At 51.0% G+C, this 18958-nt stretch carries 15 protein-coding genes and 1 pseudogene; 6 read left to right on the top strand and 10 right to left on the bottom strand.

Annotated elements, in window-relative coordinates:
* The first annotated feature begins 51 nt into the window (after nucleotides 1-51).
* Nucleotides 52-837 carry a helix-turn-helix domain-containing protein gene (locus UNDYM_RS10695; RefSeq protein ID WP_162041019.1) on the top strand — a complete coding sequence of 262 codons (786 nt, stop codon included), beginning with the start codon at nucleotides 52-54 and terminating at the stop codon, nucleotides 835-837.
* Nucleotides 838-920: 83 nt separating this feature from the next.
* Here the strand turns inward: UNDYM_RS10695 and clpB are convergent.
* Nucleotides 921-3523, bottom strand: a pseudogene (gene clpB, locus UNDYM_RS10690) (ATP-dependent chaperone ClpB).
* A 117-nt stretch (nucleotides 3524-3640) separates the two neighbouring features.
* Here clpB and UNDYM_RS10685 point away from each other — a divergent pair.
* A complete protein-coding gene (locus tag UNDYM_RS10685) occupies nucleotides 3641-4183 on the top strand; it encodes a hypothetical protein (protein ID WP_162041018.1) in 543 nt (180 codons plus the stop codon).
* A gap of 26 nt (nucleotides 4184-4209) precedes the next feature.
* Here UNDYM_RS10685 and pip read toward each other — a convergent pair whose 3' ends face one another.
* Complete coding sequence (gene pip / locus UNDYM_RS10680; RefSeq protein ID WP_162041017.1) at nucleotides 4210-5175, bottom strand: prolyl aminopeptidase; 966 nt, start codon at nucleotides 5173-5175, stop codon at nucleotides 4210-4212.
* A gap of 150 nt (nucleotides 5176-5325) precedes the next feature.
* Between pip and UNDYM_RS10675 the strand changes: the two genes are divergently transcribed.
* Nucleotides 5326-6354 (top strand): phytanoyl-CoA dioxygenase family protein, encoded by a 1029-nt coding sequence (locus tag UNDYM_RS10675; RefSeq protein WP_232063938.1) that lies wholly within the window; start codon nucleotides 5326-5328, stop codon nucleotides 6352-6354.
* Between the two features lie 14 nt (nucleotides 6355-6368).
* On the opposite strand, the gene crcB is transcribed toward UNDYM_RS10675, so the two are convergent.
* The 5 genes from crcB to UNDYM_RS10650 form a co-directional block, all read right to left on the bottom strand.
* Complete coding sequence (crcB, locus tag UNDYM_RS10670; RefSeq protein ID WP_162041016.1) at nucleotides 6369-6752, bottom strand: fluoride efflux transporter CrcB; 384 nt, start codon at nucleotides 6750-6752, stop codon at nucleotides 6369-6371.
* Nucleotides 6749-7210 carry a molybdopterin synthase catalytic subunit MoaE gene (moaE, locus tag UNDYM_RS10665; protein WP_162044561.1) on the bottom strand — a complete coding sequence of 154 codons (462 nt, stop codon included), beginning with the start codon at nucleotides 7208-7210 and terminating at the stop codon, nucleotides 6749-6751. The genes crcB and moaE overlap by 4 nt, the downstream gene beginning before the upstream one ends.
* Nucleotides 7211-7222: 12 nt before the next feature.
* The gene (moaD, locus tag UNDYM_RS10660; protein ID WP_162041015.1) at nucleotides 7223-7480 is read right to left on the bottom strand and encodes a molybdopterin converting factor subunit 1; all 258 of its coding nucleotides are present in this window, start codon (nucleotides 7478-7480) and stop codon (nucleotides 7223-7225) included.
* 42 nt (nucleotides 7481-7522) lie between these two features.
* Nucleotides 7523-8734 carry a gephyrin-like molybdotransferase Glp gene (gene glp, locus UNDYM_RS10655; protein ID WP_232063935.1) on the bottom strand — a complete coding sequence of 404 codons (1212 nt, stop codon included), beginning with the start codon at nucleotides 8732-8734 and terminating at the stop codon, nucleotides 7523-7525.
* Between the two features lie 177 nt (nucleotides 8735-8911).
* The gene (locus UNDYM_RS10650; RefSeq protein ID WP_162041014.1) at nucleotides 8912-9433 is read right to left on the bottom strand and encodes a glycine zipper 2TM domain-containing protein; all 522 of its coding nucleotides are present in this window, start codon (nucleotides 9431-9433) and stop codon (nucleotides 8912-8914) included.
* Nucleotides 9434-9789: 356 nt separating this feature from the next.
* Here UNDYM_RS10650 and UNDYM_RS10645 point away from each other — a divergent pair, with 356 nt between their 5' ends.
* From UNDYM_RS10645 to UNDYM_RS10635, 3 genes are all read left to right on the top strand, one after another.
* A complete protein-coding gene (locus tag UNDYM_RS10645) occupies nucleotides 9790-12066 on the top strand; it encodes a catecholate siderophore receptor Fiu (RefSeq protein WP_162041013.1) in 2277 nt (758 codons plus the stop codon).
* A gap of 52 nt (nucleotides 12067-12118) precedes the next feature.
* Complete coding sequence (locus UNDYM_RS10640; protein WP_162041012.1) at nucleotides 12119-12799, top strand: Fe2+-dependent dioxygenase; 681 nt, start codon at nucleotides 12119-12121, stop codon at nucleotides 12797-12799.
* 176 nt (nucleotides 12800-12975) lie between these two features.
* A complete protein-coding gene (locus UNDYM_RS10635) occupies nucleotides 12976-14013 on the top strand; it encodes an acyltransferase (protein WP_162041011.1) in 1038 nt (345 codons plus the stop codon).
* A 9-nt stretch (nucleotides 14014-14022) separates the two neighbouring features.
* On the opposite strand, the gene UNDYM_RS10630 is transcribed toward UNDYM_RS10635, so the two are convergent.
* Genes UNDYM_RS10630 through UNDYM_RS10620 form a run of 3 tightly spaced genes read right to left on the bottom strand, consistent with a single transcriptional unit; the run spans nucleotide 14023 to nucleotide 18949 of the window.
* Entirely contained in the window at nucleotides 14023-15237 is a 1215-nt protein-coding gene (locus tag UNDYM_RS10630; RefSeq protein ID WP_197740995.1) for a glycosyl transferase, read from the bottom strand.
* Nucleotides 15234-16400, bottom strand: a complete 1167-nt coding sequence (gene wecB, locus UNDYM_RS10625; protein ID WP_162041010.1) for a non-hydrolyzing UDP-N-acetylglucosamine 2-epimerase — start codon at nucleotides 16398-16400, stop codon at nucleotides 15234-15236. Before wecB ends, UNDYM_RS10630 begins: the two co-directional genes overlap by 4 nt.
* A gap of 41 nt (nucleotides 16401-16441) precedes the next feature.
* A complete protein-coding gene (locus UNDYM_RS10620) occupies nucleotides 16442-18949 on the bottom strand; it encodes a methyltransferase domain-containing protein (protein ID WP_162041009.1) in 2508 nt (835 codons plus the stop codon).
* Between the last annotated feature and the right edge of the window lie 9 nt (nucleotides 18950-18958).

The raw sequence follows: 18958 nt of genomic DNA, 5'->3' as shown, positions 1-18958 counted from the left end.
TTAAGATAGAGAGACAAACTTTATCGCATTTCCGCCAAACTGGGATTGACCATGGCAATTGAAATCCTGACCGATACCCGTCCCCAGGCACCAGACAAGCATCCGACACCTGAGCGCCCGGTGCGCCTGGCCGCCAGGAATTTGCCTACGGAAGAAGTCATCAGCATGCATAGTCATACCTGGGGGCAGTTTACCTACACGCCCCAAGGCATGATGCAGATATTGGCAAACAATAACACCTGGTTCGTGCCACCTTTAAGGGCAATCTGGATACCGCCGAATGTGGCCCATGAAGTGCGCATCATAGAACCTTCACAATTGCGGTTGCTGAATATTCATGCCGATTTTGCACCTTTTCGCGGCACCGACTGCCTGGTACTGGAAGTTTCGCCCCTGCTCAGGGAATTGATCGCCTGTATGGAAGTGATAGAAGTCGCAAGCTCACGTGAATTTCATATCGCGGCTGTCATCATGGATGAATTGCAGGCAGCAAAGGCACTGCCCATACGCTTGCCCATGCCCAGGGATAAACGGCTCAAAAATCTGTGTGAAATTTTACTGGCAGATCCCGCCTCAGTCCTGACGATGGAAGACTATGCATTGCAGGTAGGCGCATCCTCACGCACCTTGTCACGCCTGTTTGAACAGGAACTGGATATGTCCTTCACTGCCTGGCGTCAGCAAATGCGCTTATCCAAAGCATCGCCCCTGATCACCAGCGGCATGCCTCTGTCACAAGTGGCATCAGAATTGGGTTACGCCAGCCAATCGGCTTTTTCTGCAATGTTCAAAAAAACATTTGGTGAATCGCCATCGGCCTTTTTCAAGCAAAGATAAAAAAAGGGCAGCACTCTCGTGCTGCCCGAACTTGCTATCCTGCTCTATAAGACCATTTACCTGGTCCTGAGTTCAATTCATGCTCAATCCAGTTGTGGTCCCTTGTTGAATACCAGCTCATGGTCTTTGGCATCAATCATGATCATGTCCTTGGGCCCGAATTTGCCTTGCAATATCAACTTGGACAAAACATTTTCTATCTCTTGCTGTATCGCTCGCTTCAAAGGCCTTGCGCCATACACAGGATCGAAACCGGCTTCGGCAATTTTTTGCAATGCATCTTCGCTGACCTGCAAACCCATGTCCATCTGGCGCAAACGCTGCTCCAGGGTCTTGAGCTGTATCTTGGCAATCGCTCCTATGTTTTTCGCATCCAGCGCATGGAAGACCACGATTTCATCAATACGGTTGATGAATTCAGGGCGGAAGTGAGTTTTAACCTCACCCATGACAGCCATCTTGATGACTTCAGGATCACTACCTTCCATCGCCTGTATCTGATGTGAACCGAGGTTGGAGGTCATGACGATCACGGTATTTTTAAAATCCACCGTTCTGCCTTGTCCATCTGTCATACGGCCATCATCAAGTACTTGCAGTAAGACATTAAAGACATCGTGATGCGCTTTTTCGACCTCGTCGAGCAAAATCACGCTATATGGTTTACGTCTGACTGCCTCGGTCAGATAGCCGCCCTCTTCATAGCCTACATAGCCCGGTGGCGCACCTATCAGGCGGGCCACCGAATGTTTTTCCATGAACTCACTCATGTCGATACGGATCAATGATTCTTCCGTATCAAACATGAAATTCGCCAGCGCCTTGCACAGCTCGGTTTTACCCACACCGGTAGGCCCAAGGAACAGGAAAGAACCATAAGGACGGCCAGGGTCACCGAGGCCAGAACGTGAACGGCGTATCGCATCCGACACGGCAGCAATGGCTTCATGCTGACCGACAACACGCTCATGCAAGGCGTCTTCCATGTGCAGTAATTTCTCGCGCTCGCCCTGCATCATGCGTGACACTGGTATGCCGGTAGCACGGGATACAATCTCCGCAATTTCTTCTGCACCTACCTGGGTACGCAAGAGTTTCATCTTGCTGGCATCTTGCTGGTTTTTGTCTGCCTGGGTATCGGCCTGTTTCAGTTGTGCCTCCAGCTCTGGCAAACGGCCATACTGTAATTCAGACATGGTTTGCCAGTCGCCCTTGCGTTTTGCCTCATCCATTTGCAGGCGGATTTTTTCTATCTCTTCCTTGATATGGGTACTGCCCTGCACCAGCGCTTTTTCTGCCTTCCAGACTTCTTCGAGGTCAGCATATTCGAGCGACAGTTTGCCTATTTCTTCTTCTATCAAGATCAGGCGTTTTTTGGAACCCTCATCCTTTTCGCGCTTGACGGCTTCTTTCTCTATCTTCAGCTGTATCAGGCGACGATCCAGCTTGTCCATGACCTCAGGCTTGGAATCTATCTCTATCTTGATCTTGGCTGCGGCCTCATCAATCAGATCAATTGCTTTGTCTGGCAAGAAACGGTCAGTAATGTAGCGATGTGACAATTCAGCCGCAGCGACTATCGCCGGATCAGTAATATCGACACCATGATGGACTTCGTATTTCTCTTGCAGACCACGCAGGATAGCTATGGTTGCCTCCACACTAGGTTCATCAACGATAATTTTCTGGAAACGGCGCTCCAGTGCAGCATCTTTTCTATGTATTTGCGGTATTCATCCAGCGTGGTTGCGCCTACACAGTGCAATTCACCGCGTGCCAGTGCAGGTTTGAGCATATTGCCCGCATCCATTGCGCCTTCTGCCTTGCCTGCGCCGACCATGGTGTGCAATTCATCGATAAAGACGATGGTCTGGCCTTCATCCATGGCGATTTCCTTGAGCACGGCTTTGAGTCGCTCTTCAAATTCACCACGGAATTTGGCACCGGCCAGCAAGGCAGCCATGTCCAGCGAGAGGACGCGCTTGGACTTCAGGCTGTCCGGCACCTCGCCATTGACGATACGCTGAGCCAGCCCTTCGACGATGGCGGTTTTACCAACGCCAGGCTCACCGATGAGCACAGGATTGTTTTTGCTGCGGCGCTGCAAAACCTGGATGGCGCGGCGGATTTCATCATCACGGCCAATCACAGGGTCGAGCTTGCCCATACGGGCGCGCTCGGTCAGGTCCAGGGTGTATTTTTTTAGGGCCTCGCGCTGACCTTCAGCGTCCTGACTATCCACATTGCCACCACCCCGTACAGCAGCGATGGCTGCTTCCAATGATTTACGTGTCAGCCCATTCTCGCGTGCCAGCTTGCCAGCCTCGGACTTGTCCTCTGTCAGTGCCAGCAGGATCATTTCACTGGCGAGAAACTGGTCACCGCGTTTTTGCGATTCCTTGTCTGCCAGGTTCAACAAGCCAACGAGTTCGCGGCCAGCCTGTACTTGCCCATCCGTACCGCTGACCTTGGGCAAACGCTCCAAAGCAGCTTTCAAGGCATTGCCCAAGGCGGCAACATTGACACCTGCCCTTTGCAATAATGAACGGCTGCTGCCATCATCCTGGTTGATCAATGCCAACAAGACGTGCACAGGTTCTATGTATTGGTTATCATTGCCGACTGCCTGACTTTGCGCGTCAGAGAGCGCTTCTTGTAGCTTGGTAGTTAATTTGTCGAGCCGCATGACTCTCTCCTGAAGAATTAGTTAGCTTTACAATTTGGGGCAGCTAAGCCAATTTCAAGAATAGTTGGTTTAAACTCGCGACACATCCCCCAAAGCTTGTTTTACATCAAAGATCACATGGATTTACATCAGATACAAATTACTTATCTTCCTGAACAGGACAGATTATTGCTGAAATTATCGTTTGCAGAAAAAGATAAGACAATGAGGCAAGAGATAGACCTTTTGTTCACCCGCCGGACGACCATGAAGTTCTGGCCCGGCTTGCTGGAGGCCATGGGCAAGCAGGTCAAGATGAGCAAACCCAGCGCCGCCCATGCGAGCTCGGAACTGGTACAAATGGAACATGAAGCCTCAGTGGCCGAGATGAAGGATAGTGGCCATTTTGATACGCCCCTAGAGGGAGATGTTCAAGGCTGGCCTCTGGGTAAGGAAGCCATGCTGCCAGAAAACATACAATTTCATGTCCATGCCAAATTGCCATTCAGGATGGAATTTACGGTTGCCGGCGGCAAGAATTTTGAAATTGCCATGGGCAAGCGTTTGCTGCATGGCTTTTGCAAATTATTCCAGGACGCCGTGGAAAAAGCAGACTGGGGATTCACCCTGGAAATGCTGGGCAGTGCGCCGGAAATGCCTCCGGCGAACATGCTGAACTAAAACAGCAAGCTAAGGACGATTAAGGCTTAATCGAATTTGCCAGATTTTTTGAACTGATCGGTGGCATCCACCAATGCAGCAGCGATGCCGGGCTCACCACCAGAATGACCGGCGTCGGCAATAATCTGCATGCGTGCTTCTGGCCAGGCCTGGTGCAGTCTGTGTGCGGTCGCAGGCGGGCAAACCACGTCATAGCGGCCTTGCACGATAACAGCGGGCAAATGACGGATACGATCTATGTCCTGTATTAACTGGTCTTCACGCATGAAAGCGCCATTGATCATGTAATGCGCCTCCAGCCTGCCCAAACCTATGGCAATTGCATCTGACTCAAAATCGGCGATGGTATCTGGCTGCGGCAACAGGAAGATGCAAGAGCCTTCATAGCGGCTCCAGTTGCGCGCAGCTTCAGTGTAAACAGCGGGGTCGTCACTGAACAAGCGTTTGGCATAGGCTTGCAGCAAATCATGTCGTTCTTCTGCTGGCACACCCTCGGCAAAACGCTGGTACACTTCAGGAAAGAACCATTTCATGCCATTCACAAACCATTCAACCTCAGCCCTGGTGCACAGGAATATACCGCGCAACACAAAACCCAGGCAACGCTCAGGATGTGCTTCACCATAGGCCAGCGCCAGGGTGGAGCCCCAGGAGCCACCAAAAACCAGCCATTGCTCTATACCCAGCATGACACGGATTTTTTCTATGTCATCCACCAGCAAGGCCGTGGTGTTATTGCGGTATTCCCCCAGTGGCAGGGACTTGCCCGCGCCGCGCTGATCAAACAGCACGATACGATAATGCTCAGGATCAAAGAAACGGCGATGGTTGGGTGCCGTACCAGCACCAGGCCCGCCATGCAGAAAAATTACCGGCTGGCCGTTGGGATTGCCGCTCTCTTCCCAATACAGGGTATGTATGTCATCAACAGGCAGCATGCCAGTGCGGCGTGGCTCTATAGGGGGATACAAAGAGGTAGTGTCAGCGCTCATGATGATAAGAGTTGATGTGGTTTAAATAATTACCAAGGATTATACCCATGTGTTTTGAGAAGTAATAGGCAATATTGCAATACCTGGTCGAGTATTGCGGTATAGACTTTTATTTTCTATGATGCTGTTTTTACATTTCAGGCTATAGCCATGCCACTATCAGAGCTTCAGGCGAATTCAAGCGGACATGAACAAACGGATGTACCTGGCCTGCATGGCTACTGGTCACGCATGACGGCAGCGCTGAGTGGCAAGAGCAGCGGACACAACTCCGAATTCCACAGGGATCGCCTGCTCCTGCATGTACTAGGGCTAGGACTGGAACAAACAACACAATATCTTTTGCAAAACCACCCTGGTTTTACAGAATTCCAGGACTGGGCCTTTGCTACAGCAGGTAAGCCATCCGGCAACACCATTGCCCGCCTGAAAAACTTGTATGAGGATGCGCCCCTCCCTCAGGATATCCTGAGCCTGCATGAGCAAGTCAGCAATATGCCTGATGTACTCAGTGCCGAAGACTTGCAACACTGGTCTGAACATGGTTTCGTCATTCTAAACGAAGCTGTACCAGCAACAGATTGCGCGGAGGCAGCACAAACAATCTGGGATGCTTTAGGTGCAAAAGAAGATGAAGTTGCATCGTGGTACCACAAAGGACATGCCAACATCATGGTGCAGTTATTCCAGTCACCGGCATTTGACAAAAATCGCCGCTCTTTACGCATACACAAGGCATTTGCACAATTGTGGGGGACTGCAGATTTATGGGCAAGCACTGACCGTTGCAGCTTTAATGTCCCTGAAAAACCAGGCCACGTCTTCCAGGGGCCAGACCTGCACTGGGATGTGAGCTTGTACCAGCCCGTGCCATTTGCAACCCAGGGCGTACTCTACCTGACAGATACACCGCCAGAACAAGGCGCACTGACCCTGGTGCCAGGTTTTCAGCACAAGCTTGCAGCATGGCTGGATGCACTACCAGCAAATGCCAGCCCCAGGGAAGAAGATTTACATGCCCTGGGCTCTGTACCTGTGGGTGGCAAGGCAGGCGACCTGGTGATCTGGCACCAGGCCCTGCCCCATGGCAGCCGACCTAACCGGGGCAAGAAACCCCGCATCGTACAATACATCAACATGCTGCCCAGCCATTTGCAAGTACATGAGACCTGGCTTTAAAAACACCCCGCAATTTACTGGAAGAACGCCTTGTAGCTCGCAAAACCGGCAAAGCAGCAAATAATGGACCCCAGCAAATGCACGCCACTATGCAGTAAAGCCCAGCCGTAGTCGCCACGGTGCAGCAGGCTCATGGCTTCTGCCGAGAAAGTAGAAAAGGTTGTCAGCCCACCCAGAAAACCAGTAATCAGAAACAGCCGCCATTCAGGAGACAGCTGCGGATAGGCAGAAAAAAAAGCTACCGCAAAACCGATAATATAGCCGCCCCCCAGATTGGCGATCAGGGTACCGACAGGCAACAAGGGCAGCACACCGTTGAACCACAATCCCAGAGCCCAACGCAGCCAGGCACCGAACGCCGCACCCAGGCCAACTGCCAACGCCCCCAGCCAGGTCATGCGACACCCTCTGTCCATTTTTGCAGGGCCTGATCGTCGGATTCACGCGCATCCACCCAGCGTGCACCTTCTGGCGTCTGCTCTTTCTTCCAGAAAGGTGCCTGGGTTTTCAGATAGTCCATGATGAATTCGCAAGCAGCAAAAGCATCGCCACGATGGCGTGTAGCCACAGCTACCAGCACAATCTGGTCCAGTGGCTGCAAAATTCCCACCCGGTGAATGACGACAGTATTGATCAGCTTCCAGCGTGCCCCAGCTTCTTTGACTATCTGTTCCAGCGCTTTTTCTGTCATGCCAGGATAATGTTCCAGCTCCATGGCACTGATGTCCTGACCATCGTTGATATCGCGTACCAGGCCAACAAAGCTGACCACAGCACCTATGCCAGGATTCGCCTGACGCAATTGCGCCAACTCTGCATTCAAATCAAAGTCAGCGGTTTGCACGCGGATTATCATGTCAGTCATCTATCAGCCTCCGGTAACTGGCGGAAAGAATGCCACTTCCGCCCCTTCGCTGATAACGGTATCCGGCTCACACATCTGCTGGTTGTATGCCATGCGCAACGCGCGTCCGGGTGCCAGCACTTCAGCCCACACATCGCCACGCGCTGCCAGCCAGGTTCTGACTTGTCCCACTGTCCTGATATCTTCTGGCAAGACCACTCTTTGCTCAGACATGCCCAGCTTTTCACGGACACTGGCAAAGAAACGTAATTGTATATTCATCATCTAAAATACCGGGAATAAGAGCAAATTCAAGCGGGCAGCTTACATCAGGCTGCTAAAGGGGATGTATCGTACCAGTTCGCCTTTGCGTATGTTCTGACCTGGCGCAAGATCGATCAAGCCATCGCCCCAGACAGTCGAAGTCAGTACGCCAGAACTCTGGTTGGCAAACAGATCCAGACCCCCCTCTGCATTCAGGCGGGCACGCAAGAATTCATTGCGCCTGTCCGGCTTTAACCAGTCGAAATCAGCACGCACCTGGTAAGCTGCGGGCTCCACTTTTTCTACACCCTGCATGCGCAGGATGAAAGGACGCACAAACAGCAGGAAAGTGACGAAACTCGATACCGGATTGCCCGGCAACCCCATGAAAAATGCCTTGCCGACTTCACCAAAAGCCAAAGGCTTACCGGGTTTCATGGCGATCTGCCACATGTTCAGACTACCCTCGGCCTCAACTGCCGGCCTTATATGGTCTTCTTCACCAACAGAAACACCACCGGATGTGATGATGAGATCATGATCCTGGCTGGCACGACGCAAAGTGTCACGGGTTGCGTCCAGCTTGTCTGGCACGATGCCATAGTCAGTGACAACACAACCCAGGTCTTGCAATAAGCCATTTAATGTAAAGCGGTTGGAATTGTATATCGCGCCAGGTTTCAAGGCTTCACCAGGCATGGTCAGTTCATCGCCGGTAAAAAATACCGCGACCCTGGGCTGACGCAAAACGGGCAATTGTGCCAGGCCTACCGATGCGGCCAATCCCAGTTCCTGCGCCCGCAAACGCGTGCCCGCGTTCAATATTGTAGAGCCCGCCTGGATATCTTCGCCCTGGCGACGCACCCATTCGCCACTACGTGGCTGGTGCCTGATGATGACAAATTCACCGTCTGCCTGACACTGCTCCTGCATGACGACCGCATCTGCGCCAGCAGGTATCATGGCGCCAGTGAAGATACGTGCCGCTGTACCTGGCTCCAGTGCCTGTGGCACATGACCGGCCGGTATTCTTTGCGAGATGCGCAGACGCGTCTCGCCGCTGGCGCAATCACTTGCGCGTACAGCATAGCCATCCATCTGGGTATTATCCGCGGGTGGAACATCCAATAAAGACGACTGATCTTCAGCGAGGATACGGCCATTTGCCGCAATCGTGGGGAGTTTTTCATCGCCCCCGGCTGCGCATAAAGGGCGTACGGCTGACAATAAAAAAACCAGCGCTTCTTGGGTACTCAACATGGGTTTGGACATGGTTCGGATTTCATCTCAGCTAATATAAGGGCAAGCTATATTGTAGCCTGAGTCCCCAGGCTTTACTGTATGAGACGAGAGTCAAGAACCATGTCTGATCTGAAAGCAATAAATCCGCAGGCAATAATGCATGCGGATTTATTTTTTAAGCATGACCGGCGACTACTTCACTACCAATCAGGGTGCCAATATCATCTGACCATTCTGGAAAGTTACCCTGACCCTGTCACCTACACGGTAATAGTTGTTGGGCTCTACCAGGACTGCACGCTGATCACCATTCGGCAGACGTAAAGTCAGCTCCAGCTTGTTCCTTGGGGTGGAATTACGTTCCATTTCATTGCCTATGACACCACCGGCGATAGCTCCGCCAACGGTAGCCAGATCACGTCCAGTGCCTTTGCCGACCTGGTGTCCAAGCACGCCGCCTAGCAGTGCACCAACCACCGCACCACCGCCAGAAGAACCGCCACTGCCGACATTTACCTCACGCACACCAACAATCGTTGCTGTATCCACATAGGCATTCTGGTATTGCTGCGGATAATTCTGAGGATTTTGTCCGTAAGCAGGATATTGCGGCTGGGTCTGATATTGCTGTGGGTACTGGTTTTGCGCATGTGAAGGATAACGCTGGACAGCACATCCTGCCAGAGAAACAGCAAGGGCTAAAGTGGCCAGGATAGTAAGCTTGCGCATAATGAACTCCGAAAAAAAGTAATGTACTCAATCAACGCGGTACTCAGACTATTGTTGACCGCAAGCACAAAAATATCACGCGAAGTAACAAAAAATTACGTTTTATTGCCAAAACGAAAATTCAGCCAAACAACAAGTAAAAGTTGCTTCCAGTGCCATGTCTCCTTGCATCATAGACAATTTTCATTTTACTTGCCTGGAAATTGATGCAGATCAAATATAAATAAGAACGATTATCATTTACTTTCAATATTCATTTCGTTACAATTGCGCTCTGATTTTTTCACATTCTTACCTCAGCCATTCTTGAAGAAAAGCCAGCGGTATTTTATTTTCATTATCATCCAGGAAATATCATGGTTCACATCAAGAGTCGCAAGCACTCCAATTTCAATACGCGCATCAACCACACCATGACGGTGGCAGCGGCGGCATTTTTGCTGCCTATCGCAGCACAGGCGGCTGACCCAGCCCTGCCAGAAGTTAAAGTCACCGCAAAAACCGAGAATGATTTCAAGGCAGACAAAGCGTCTTCCCCAAAATATACGCAGCCGCTGGTCGATACCACACAAACCATTAGCGTCATTAAACGCGAGCTGATTGATCAGCAAGGCGCTCTGACACTGACAGAAGCGCTACGCAATACGCCAGGCGTTGGTGCATTCTTCCTCGGTGAAAATGGCAGCACCAGTACTGGTGACAGTATCTACATGCGCGGCTTTGATACGTCCAGCAGCATTTATGTGGATGGCGTGCGTGACCTGGGTTCCATCTCCCGTGACTTGTTCAATATCGAGCAAATCGATGTACTCAAAGGCCCGGCTGGTACAGATGGTGGCCGTGGTGCACCTACAGGCTCCGTCAATCTGGTCAGCAAACAGGCTACTCTTGATGATGCCATCCTCGGTAACGTGACTGTAGGTAGCGGCAGCCAAAAACGTGTGGCATTGGACTGGAACAAGGCCATCAGCGCTGAACAGGGTTCTGCATTCCGCTTGAACGTGGTAGATCAGGACAGCGGTGTGGTTGGCCGCAATGAAGTTAAAAACAAACGCTGGGGTGTTGCGCCATCCTTCGCCTTTGGTCTGAAGTCTGCTACCCGCGTTTATGTGAATTACCTGCATGTACAGCAAGACAATGTGCCTGATGGCGGCGTACCTACCGTGGGCCTGCCGGGCTATACCAGCCCCGACCCCAAACGTCCTTTCATTGGTACGGCACCCAAAGTCAATCCTGAAAATTTCTATGGCTCTGTCAATGACTTTGACAAAGTCACAGCTGACATGCTGACTGGCCGCATTGAACATGACTTCAGCGACAAGGTAAAACTGATCAACACGGCACGCTATGGCAAAACCAGCCAGCATTACCTGCTGACATCCTTCATGGGTTCCACTGCCAATCTGCTGACGCCATCAACAACCGATCTCTCTACCTGGACACTGGCACGCGGCACACGCACTTTGAAAGACCAGGAAAATGAAATCCTGACCAACCAGACTAACCTGGTGGCAGACCTGGACTTGGGCGGCCTGAAACACAGCATGGTCGGCGGCATTGAAATCACCAGTGAAAAACAAAATACCTGGGGTAATGATGGCCTGGGTACTTTGCCAGCAGCTAATTTCTACAACCCAAACCCACGTGACCCAGTCACTGGCCTGAACCCGGTACGTAATGCCGTCTTCACCCGTGGTGCAACCAATACTGCCAGCGCCTATGTATTTGACACGATCAAATTCAGTCCTGAATGGCAAGCCAATGCGGGTGTACGTATAGACCATTACACGACAGACTATTCTGCAGCCAGCTTGTCAACAGCAGCGGCCAACCCAACTTTGCCGGTTGGCACGTTAATCCCCACCAACCTGAACATGGCCGGCAACCTGGTCAACTTCAAACTGGGCGCATTGTATAAACCAACCAAGGACAGCAGCGTCTATGCATCGTATTCGACTTCCAAGCAGCCGCCTGGTGGTTCCAACTTTGCCCTGAGCGCATCTGCCAGCAGCGCTGCCAATCCAAAGTTTGATCCGCAAGAAACCAAGAATATGGAAATTGGTACCAAGTGGGATCTGCTGGATCAGAAATTGTCTTTCACGGCAGCGATTTACCGTACTGAAGTATCCAATGAAGTAGTACAAAACCTGACAGACTTGCTGTACTACCAAACTGGCAAAAAACGCGTGCAAGGTGTAGAGCTGGGCGTGACAGGCGCGATCAACCGCAACTGGCTGGTCAGCGCAGGTTATACACGCATGGATACCAGTGTTGAGAGTGGCCCACTGGTGACTGCCAGCGGCATCAACAACCTGAGCTACACGCCTAAACAAAGCTTCACCGCCTGGACATCTTACCAATTACCTATGGGCATCAAGCTCGGTGGTGGCGCACGCTTCGTTGATGCACTGTTGCGCGGCACTGATGGCGCAGTAGGCACACCAGCGAAAACAGAAGCCTACTGGGTATTTGATACCATGGCCAGCTATGCCATCAACAAAAACATAGACCTGCAATTGAACATCAACAACATTGCAGACAAAGTCTATGTTGCTGCCATCAACAAGAGTGGCTACCGCTATACTCCAGGCACACCAAGGGCAGTCAGCCTGACAGCAAATGTAAAATTCTAAAGCAATCAAACTGGCCCCTCTCCCTGAGGGGCTTTTTTCTGGAGCAATCGTAATGATGTTACATATACCTGGCGTGCTCAGCCGTGAGCAAGTCAGCGCAATAAGACTAAGGCTGGACGCAGCCAACTGGGTTGACGGCAAACAGACTGTAGGTGCGCAGGGTGCCCAGGTAAAACGCAACCGTCAACTTCCTGAGCACTCTGCACTGGCACAAGAACTGGGCCACATCGTTCTGGCTGCATTAAAAAATAATCCCCTGTTTTTCGCCGCTGCCCTGCCCTTGCGCATCGTGCCGCCGCTGTTCAACTCTTATGCCGGTGGTGAACACTATGGCCTGCATGTAGATGGTGCTGTGCGCAATGTCGCCAATGCTAACTACAGTCTGCGTACCGATGTATCTTCTACGCTGTTCCTGTGTGACCCGGAAGACTATGATGGCGGCGAGCTTGAAGTAGTTGATACCTACGGCACCCATGAAGTGAAATTGCCTGCCGGTGACCTGATACTCTACCCCTCCACCAGCCTGCACCAGGTCTTGCCAGTTACCCGTGGTGAACGCGTATGTTCGTTCTTATGGACACAAAGCATGATACGCGACGACGCCCGCCGTAACATGCTCTTTGAAATGGACCAGAACATCACCCGCCTGCGCAGCTTGCTTGGTGACAGTGCAGAAGTCTTGAGCCTGACCGGCCAGTACCACAATCTCTTGCGCATGTGGTCAGAGACCTGAACTTGCTTGTCACCTGCAAATCAAACAGCAAAGCCCGCAAAGATAAATTTCCATGCGGGCTTTCTTACTTAAAGGTAAACTTGCCTTAACCGAAGACTATCCATCCCAGCAAACGCACTCAGACCAAACGAACATGAAACTTGACAAGCACACCAGCCAGTCTGCCAGGAGCGTGGATGTTTAAGCCGTTTGCCGATTACCTGTCAAATAAAAGATTTGCATCCCTGGATGGCTTGCGCGCCATCAGTATCATCGCCGTCATCTGGCATCACACTGCACCTGCGGGCATCAATGAGATATTGACCAGCATAGGCGCGCAAGGTGTGCAATTATTCTTTGCCATCAGCGGTTTTTTGATCACGACCTTGTTGTTAAGAGAACGTGAGCGCAATGGCAAGATAGACCTCAAGGCATTTTACCTGCGCCGTTCACTGCGCATCTTCCCTCTATATTACGGCACACTGGCGTTGTATATCGTTCTGGTATATGTACTGGAAAGATATTCTGAACCAGGTCAGGCTTTCTTTCACAACCTGATCTACTTTGCGACTTACACATCAAATATTTTTGTCGCACTGGATGGACGGGTCATTTTTTATTTTGCCTGGTCACTGGCAGCAGAAGAGCAGTTCTATCTGGTGTGGCCACCACTCTTATTACTCGCAGGTTCAGTCAAAAGAGCCAGCGTCATCCTGATCAGCGTAATTGCAGTTTGTGCAGCAAGCCAAATGGCAGGGCTGCGTGCATTCGATATCATACAATTACCCATCGTCATCGGTGCCTTGCTGGCGATAGGCTTGAACAATGAGAGCCACTTTAGCTGGCTCTACCGCATCCTTGGCCAGACATGGTCAGCGCCTGTGTTCTGCATGGCACTTCTGCTAGTCTTGCTTGGCAATATATTGCCTGGCTTTATTGCCTCAATATTGTTTGCGGGTCTGGTCGGGGCTTGCGTCATTCAGGAACGCCATCCCCTGACATCTTTACTGTCCTTGAAACCAATCGCCTATCTGGGGTCTATCAGTTACGGCATGTATATGCTGCACATGTTGTGCAAAAACTTTGTCACCAAACTCTTTGCTGTCTTGCAGATTCATGAAACAGGTATTGCGGTTTTCTTGCTGACGCTGATTGTAGCTACTATCACCGCCAGTATCAGCTTCCGTTATTACGAATCGTGGTTTCTGAACTTGAAAACCCGGTTTGAGCGCTAAAACATCAGATTAAGCACGCTGCCATGCAAATTGCTCAAGCCTGGCAGTGGATTTTCTACGTCCCCTGTGATCAGCACCGGCATCAAATAACGGTATCAGTCCGGCAAACCGGGCTGCCCAGGAATTATCTGCCCTGAACTTGCTCAGACCATCCGCGCTGCTGCGATGCCGCAGGCAAGTCTTGAGCAGGGTAGTGAAATCACTTTCCCCATTGTATAAAAACACGCCATCCTCATCCGCCCGCAAAGACATCTCACCAAAGTCAGATGACAGAACCGGTATCCCCAGCGAGCGGTATTCATAGTACTTGATAGGGTCAACCGAGGCCGTCAGCAATTTGCGCTTGAAAGGTATCAAGCCTACAGAAAATTTCTGCATGGCCTGCATGGCACGCGCATGGCTGCATGCTGGCAGGATTTGCACATTCTTTGGCAATGCGCAAGGTGGCGGCGTGAACACTGGCCCTATCAGGCGCACAACGGCGCGTGGGTCAGTGTTTATCAGCGAAGAGGCCAGCTTGACGACTGCATCCCAATCAAACCAATGACCTATCGTGCCCACATAACCATACACTGGTGACTGCTCAGATCTTGGCAATGCAGGCGGCAGGTTATCACTGTCACAGGCGTTCAGTATCAGGCTCAGTTTATCAGCCTGCGCCGAGAAACGTGAGACTGCGCTGGAAGAAACCACGATCTTATTGACCCTGGCTGCCAGATTGCTTTCGGTATATTGCATAGCCCTGCTGGACAAACCCTCATAGAAGGCCGGAAAATCATCCATGGCATCATACATGGACGCCATTTCAGGATAACGCGCCAATACCTGCAAGGCCAGCTTGGAAGGCTTGCCAACAACAATCTGCGCCTTGGCGTTGCCAACAAATGCATCTATCTCTGTCATGGCCTTGCGCCAAAACCATTGCTGTAAAAACCCGGAAGCAGGCACAGGTTCTATCGGCAAGGCAGGAACCTTGACCAGTGTCAGCCAGTCTGCTTTTTCCGGGTTTTCTTTATCCCTGACAGTGCCAGCAAAAGTGGATGTCTGTGCAAATTTTGAAACCAGCACGCGTTGCACATCACTCAGGTCTGGAAAGCGCGTGGGATAAGGGTCTACCCACAATACCTTCGCATTAAATTGCTGATGAAACCAGCGCACAAACTGATGTGGTCTTTGGGCAAAGCTGTTCCAGGGAACAGGAGAGAGATAAACGAGGCGCATCATGCAGGCTCAGCTTCAACTGCTGCTTCAACTGCAGCTTCGCTATGACTATCTGCAGATTTATCCTGGGCTGCATAATACTGCTGGAGTACCCGCACTATCCGTCCAGCGGCCAGGCCATCACCATAAGGCGATACGCCTCTTGCCATCTCTTTGTAGGCAAACTCGTCATCCAGCAGTTTTTGTGTCTCTGCGACGATGTTGTCGTAATTTGCACCGACCAGCTTCACTACGCCCTGCTCTACCGCTTCAGGCCTTTCGGTTTCTTCACGCAAGACCAGTACAGGCTTGGCCAGCGCTGGCGCCTCTTCCTGCACTCCACCAGAATCGCTAATGATCAGATAAGCGCGCTTCATCGCTGCCACAAAAGGGGCATAATCCAGCGGTGCACACAAATGAATATTCGCGCACTCACCCAGCGTTGCATGGGCAACTTCCTTGACGTTAGGATTTGGATGCACAGGGTAAAGGAACTGCACATCCGGGTTATCTTGCGCCAGCTTCAGTATGGCGCGGCAGATATGAGCAAATGGTTCACCAAAATTCTCACGCCTGTGCGAAGTGATGAGTACCATGCGTTTGCTGGCATCCAGCTCTATACCCAGGTTCAGCTCACGCTCCGCCGTCATCAGCAAGGCATCAATCACGGTATTGCCTGTGACGATGATGTCACTATCAGCCACACCTTCAAGCAAGAGATTCTGGCGTGAGCTTTCTGTCGGGGCGAAATGCCATTGTGCCAGGCGACCGGTCAATACCCGGTTTGCCTCTTCTGGAAATGGATTTTGTTTATCCCAGGTACGCAAGCCCGCTTCAACGTGTCCAATAGGTATGCGGTGGTAAAAACAGGCCAGCGATACTGTCATGACAGTTGTTGTATCACCCTGAACCAAGACCACATCCGGTTTCTCTGCCAGCAAGACCGCATCCAGATCCAGCAACATGCGGCCAGTGAGGGTTGTCAATGACTGGTTAGGACGCATCATGTTCAAATCAATATCAGCTTCAATATCAAAAAATGACAACACCTGATCCAGCATCTGGCGATGTTGTGCCGTTGCCAGCACCCTGACCTGTGCCCAGGGCTCTTGCTTCAAGGCCAGAATAACGGGAGCCATCTTGATGGCTTCAGGGCGGGTACCAACGACACACAATATTTTTTTCATGATGAATTACTTTCAGATTCAGAAATTACTGTCCATGCATTTCAATGCAATGAAGGTTTTTGAAATGCTTTTTCCATCGCCCTGACACGACAGTCCCAGTCATTGGCATCTGCCAGATCAGCCAGGCACTGGGTAAATTCAGGGTCATCTTTCACTGCAAAGGCTGCATCCAGCGCGGCGCTTAGCGATTCCACACTGTTGCCAGAAAATACCTCCTCAAACGCGACGCACTCCGCCATATCCCTGGTTACGACCACAGGTTTTTCCAGCGCAAAGTATTCAAATAATTTGAGGGGTGAAGTGGTGCGGGCGATTTCGCCGGGAGCGAATGGAATAAAGCAAACATCAAACTGGCGTGCGTACGCTGGCAGGATTTGATAATCCACCGTCCCCATATACAAAAGATTGTCAGCCTTCACCAGTTTGTCTGAACCACCGTAGTAGTCAGGCCCGATAAACACAAAGCCAAGATCAGGGCGGCAATTAACCAGATCAGCCACTGCCTCATACCAGAGCCAGGGAGCAAGCGCACCGAAGTAGCCAACTACCTTGCTGTACCTGGCGCGGAATTTTTGCAGGTTTTGCGGCAGCGGCGTGCTCAGGTGCTTAGGGTGACGATAATGCGCAGTATCGACCCCGTTTTGTGCAAGGATGACTTTATTTACGCCTACAGCAGCGATGGCTTCTTCATACAATTTCTTGGCAGACGCCACCACATAATCTGCGCCACCACTGAAAGCGAAATCCTTCAAGGCCAACAAACGGCGCACATTTTCTGCATCGCCACTGATTTGCGGATCGATATGATCGATGTACTCATACACCAGCGTGCCACGCCTGCCGTTTTCCAGCAGCAGCTCAGGTGTATTGGCATAGGCAGTTGAATACAATGAACGCACCACATCCTGCAATTGATTGACTTCATGACGGTTCGTGATCCAGACATTTTTCGCCACCTCCCTGCAGCCCTGCACATCATCGCCCGCCCAGTTATCGGTGCGATAAATCACCAGGTAGCCAAGACGGCCAAAGGCAGCGGCAATATGCTGGGGACGTTGATACAGAGGTACATTCCAGTCAATCACCAGCTCCTGCACAAAGATGCCCTTGTAATCTGCACGACGCGACAAGACCTGTTGCTGGAATTCAGGCCAGCTTAAATCTGTGTTTTTTTCAGCTTTGCTTGCAAAAGGCGTTACTGCATTGGTATTTGCTGATGAAACTCCGGCAAATGCCAGTTGCGACGCGTTTACTGCAGGCGACGACGCTCTCACCCAGCGCACGAAATCATGCCTTGGCCCATGCAATGCCCAGCGCATTTTTGCTGGCAAACGCCAGAACATGAATTTCGCCAGGTCATAACAGGCACGCCCAGGGCTTTGAAAAAACTGCCTGGTAAAACGCAAGGGGCGCGTCAATATCCAGGAATAAGACTGCTTGATCTCCCTGATGGCCTGCTCTTTGTAATGCACATCCAGATTCATCCTGCTGATTTGTGCATCACGCAGATCAAGTTGCTGGAGCAGTTTGTCGTAGTCATCTGCCTTCTTTTGCAGATCGGCTGTCAAATTCTGCAACCCAGATTGAACTTTGTATTGCGCCTGCAATGCATGTTCGCTACTCACCAGTTGATCTTTCAGGCCGAGTATCTGTTGCACCTTCTCGTCTATGCCTTGCTGTAGCTTTTCACACTTCAACAGCAATTCAGCAATATCCAGTTGCTGCTGTTGATAAGCTTTTTCATGTTGCAGCAACATATGCTCTTGATGAACGCTTTCCAACTCTAGCGATTTTTGCGTTTGCTGTGCCTGCTGTAATTGCAGCTGCGATTCGCTCAGTGAGGTTTGCAATTGAAGCAATTCAGATTGCACATCGGTTTGCGTCAAGTGCACATGACTCAAACGCAAGCCCAGTTTCTTAAGCCAGCCCATATCTGCATACATCAAGATGATTTGCTCACCCTGCCACAGGCTGTTTGGCAATGGGCGGCAATCCAGTACTTTGGCCCAAACGAGGCTGAAACCATTTTCCAGTTGCAGTGGAATATTCTCAGGCAAGAAAGAATAGAAATGCTCGCTCTCTCGCTCCAGCTCGCGGTAAGGCAAGGCCAACACCAGTGCCTTGCTCGCTCGCTGGCTCAGCGTTTGCAAAACTTGGTAGGGCTGATGAAAATGCTCCAGCGTATTCGAAGAAAATACCACATCAAATACATCCTGATCTGATGTTGATGATGACAGCCAGTCAGTATTTGCAAACCGCAATCCTGGATAACGTGCATGCGCCTGTTGTATCGCCGCAGCAGAAAAGTCCACCCCCTTAATCTGATCAGCCGGTACATAGCTGGCCCAAACATCAGTTCCATCCCCCTGTGCGCAACCCCAATCAGCCACACTTAATTTCTCTTGCCTGATTTGGTCCAGCAACCAGCCTGGCAATTGCTGAATGGCGATGCTGGCAAAGAAACGTGATTGTTTATCACCTTTGCAAGCGACCCAATCATTTTCAAATCGCGCATCCCAATACGCGCGGGAATTAATTTCTGTTTGCATGTTCGTGTT

It is taken from the genome of Undibacterium sp. YM2 (assembly GCF_009937975.1).
Taxonomy (GTDB): domain Bacteria; phylum Pseudomonadota; class Gammaproteobacteria; order Burkholderiales; family Burkholderiaceae_D; genus Undibacterium.
The sequence above is the reverse complement of the archived record's forward strand: the minus strand, read 5'-3'. Positions and strand labels throughout refer to the sequence as shown.

Excerpts from the sequence above, each read along its gene's own strand:
- UNDYM_RS10695 (WP_162041019.1), top strand. The coding sequence starts at position 52 with ATGGCAATTGAAATCCTGACCGATACCCGTCCCCAGGCACCAGACAAG.
- UNDYM_RS10685 (WP_162041018.1), top strand. The coding sequence starts at position 3,641 with ATGGATTTACATCAGATACAAATTACTTATCTTCCTGAACAGGACAGA.
- pip (WP_162041017.1), bottom strand. The coding sequence starts at position 5,175 with ATGAGCGCTGACACTACCTCTTTGTATCCCCCTATAGAGCCACGCCGC.
- UNDYM_RS10675 (WP_232063938.1), top strand. The coding sequence starts at position 5,326 with ATGCCACTATCAGAGCTTCAGGCGAATTCAAGCGGACATGAACAAACG.
- crcB (WP_162041016.1), bottom strand. The coding sequence starts at position 6,752 with ATGACCTGGCTGGGGGCGTTGGCAGTTGGCCTGGGTGCGGCGTTCGGT.
- moaE (WP_162044561.1), bottom strand. The coding sequence starts at position 7,210 with ATGATAATCCGCGTGCAAACCGCTGACTTTGATTTGAATGCAGAGTTG.
- moaD (WP_162041015.1), bottom strand. The coding sequence starts at position 7,480 with ATGAATATACAATTACGTTTCTTTGCCAGTGTCCGTGAAAAGCTGGGC.
- glp (WP_232063935.1), bottom strand. The coding sequence starts at position 8,734 with ATGTCCAAACCCATGTTGAGTACCCAAGAAGCGCTGGTTTTTTTATTG.
- UNDYM_RS10650 (WP_162041014.1), bottom strand. The coding sequence starts at position 9,433 with ATGCGCAAGCTTACTATCCTGGCCACTTTAGCCCTTGCTGTTTCTCTG.
- UNDYM_RS10645 (WP_162041013.1), top strand. The coding sequence starts at position 9,790 with ATGGTTCACATCAAGAGTCGCAAGCACTCCAATTTCAATACGCGCATC.
- UNDYM_RS10640 (WP_162041012.1), top strand. The coding sequence starts at position 12,119 with ATGATGTTACATATACCTGGCGTGCTCAGCCGTGAGCAAGTCAGCGCA.
- UNDYM_RS10635 (WP_162041011.1), top strand. The coding sequence starts at position 12,976 with ATGTTTAAGCCGTTTGCCGATTACCTGTCAAATAAAAGATTTGCATCC.
- UNDYM_RS10630 (WP_197740995.1), bottom strand. The coding sequence starts at position 15,237 with ATGATGCGCCTCGTTTATCTCTCTCCTGTTCCCTGGAACAGCTTTGCC.
- wecB (WP_162041010.1), bottom strand. The coding sequence starts at position 16,400 with ATGAAAAAAATATTGTGTGTCGTTGGTACCCGCCCTGAAGCCATCAAG.
- UNDYM_RS10620 (WP_162041009.1), bottom strand. The coding sequence starts at position 18,949 with ATGCAAACAGAAATTAATTCCCGCGCGTATTGGGATGCGCGATTTGAA.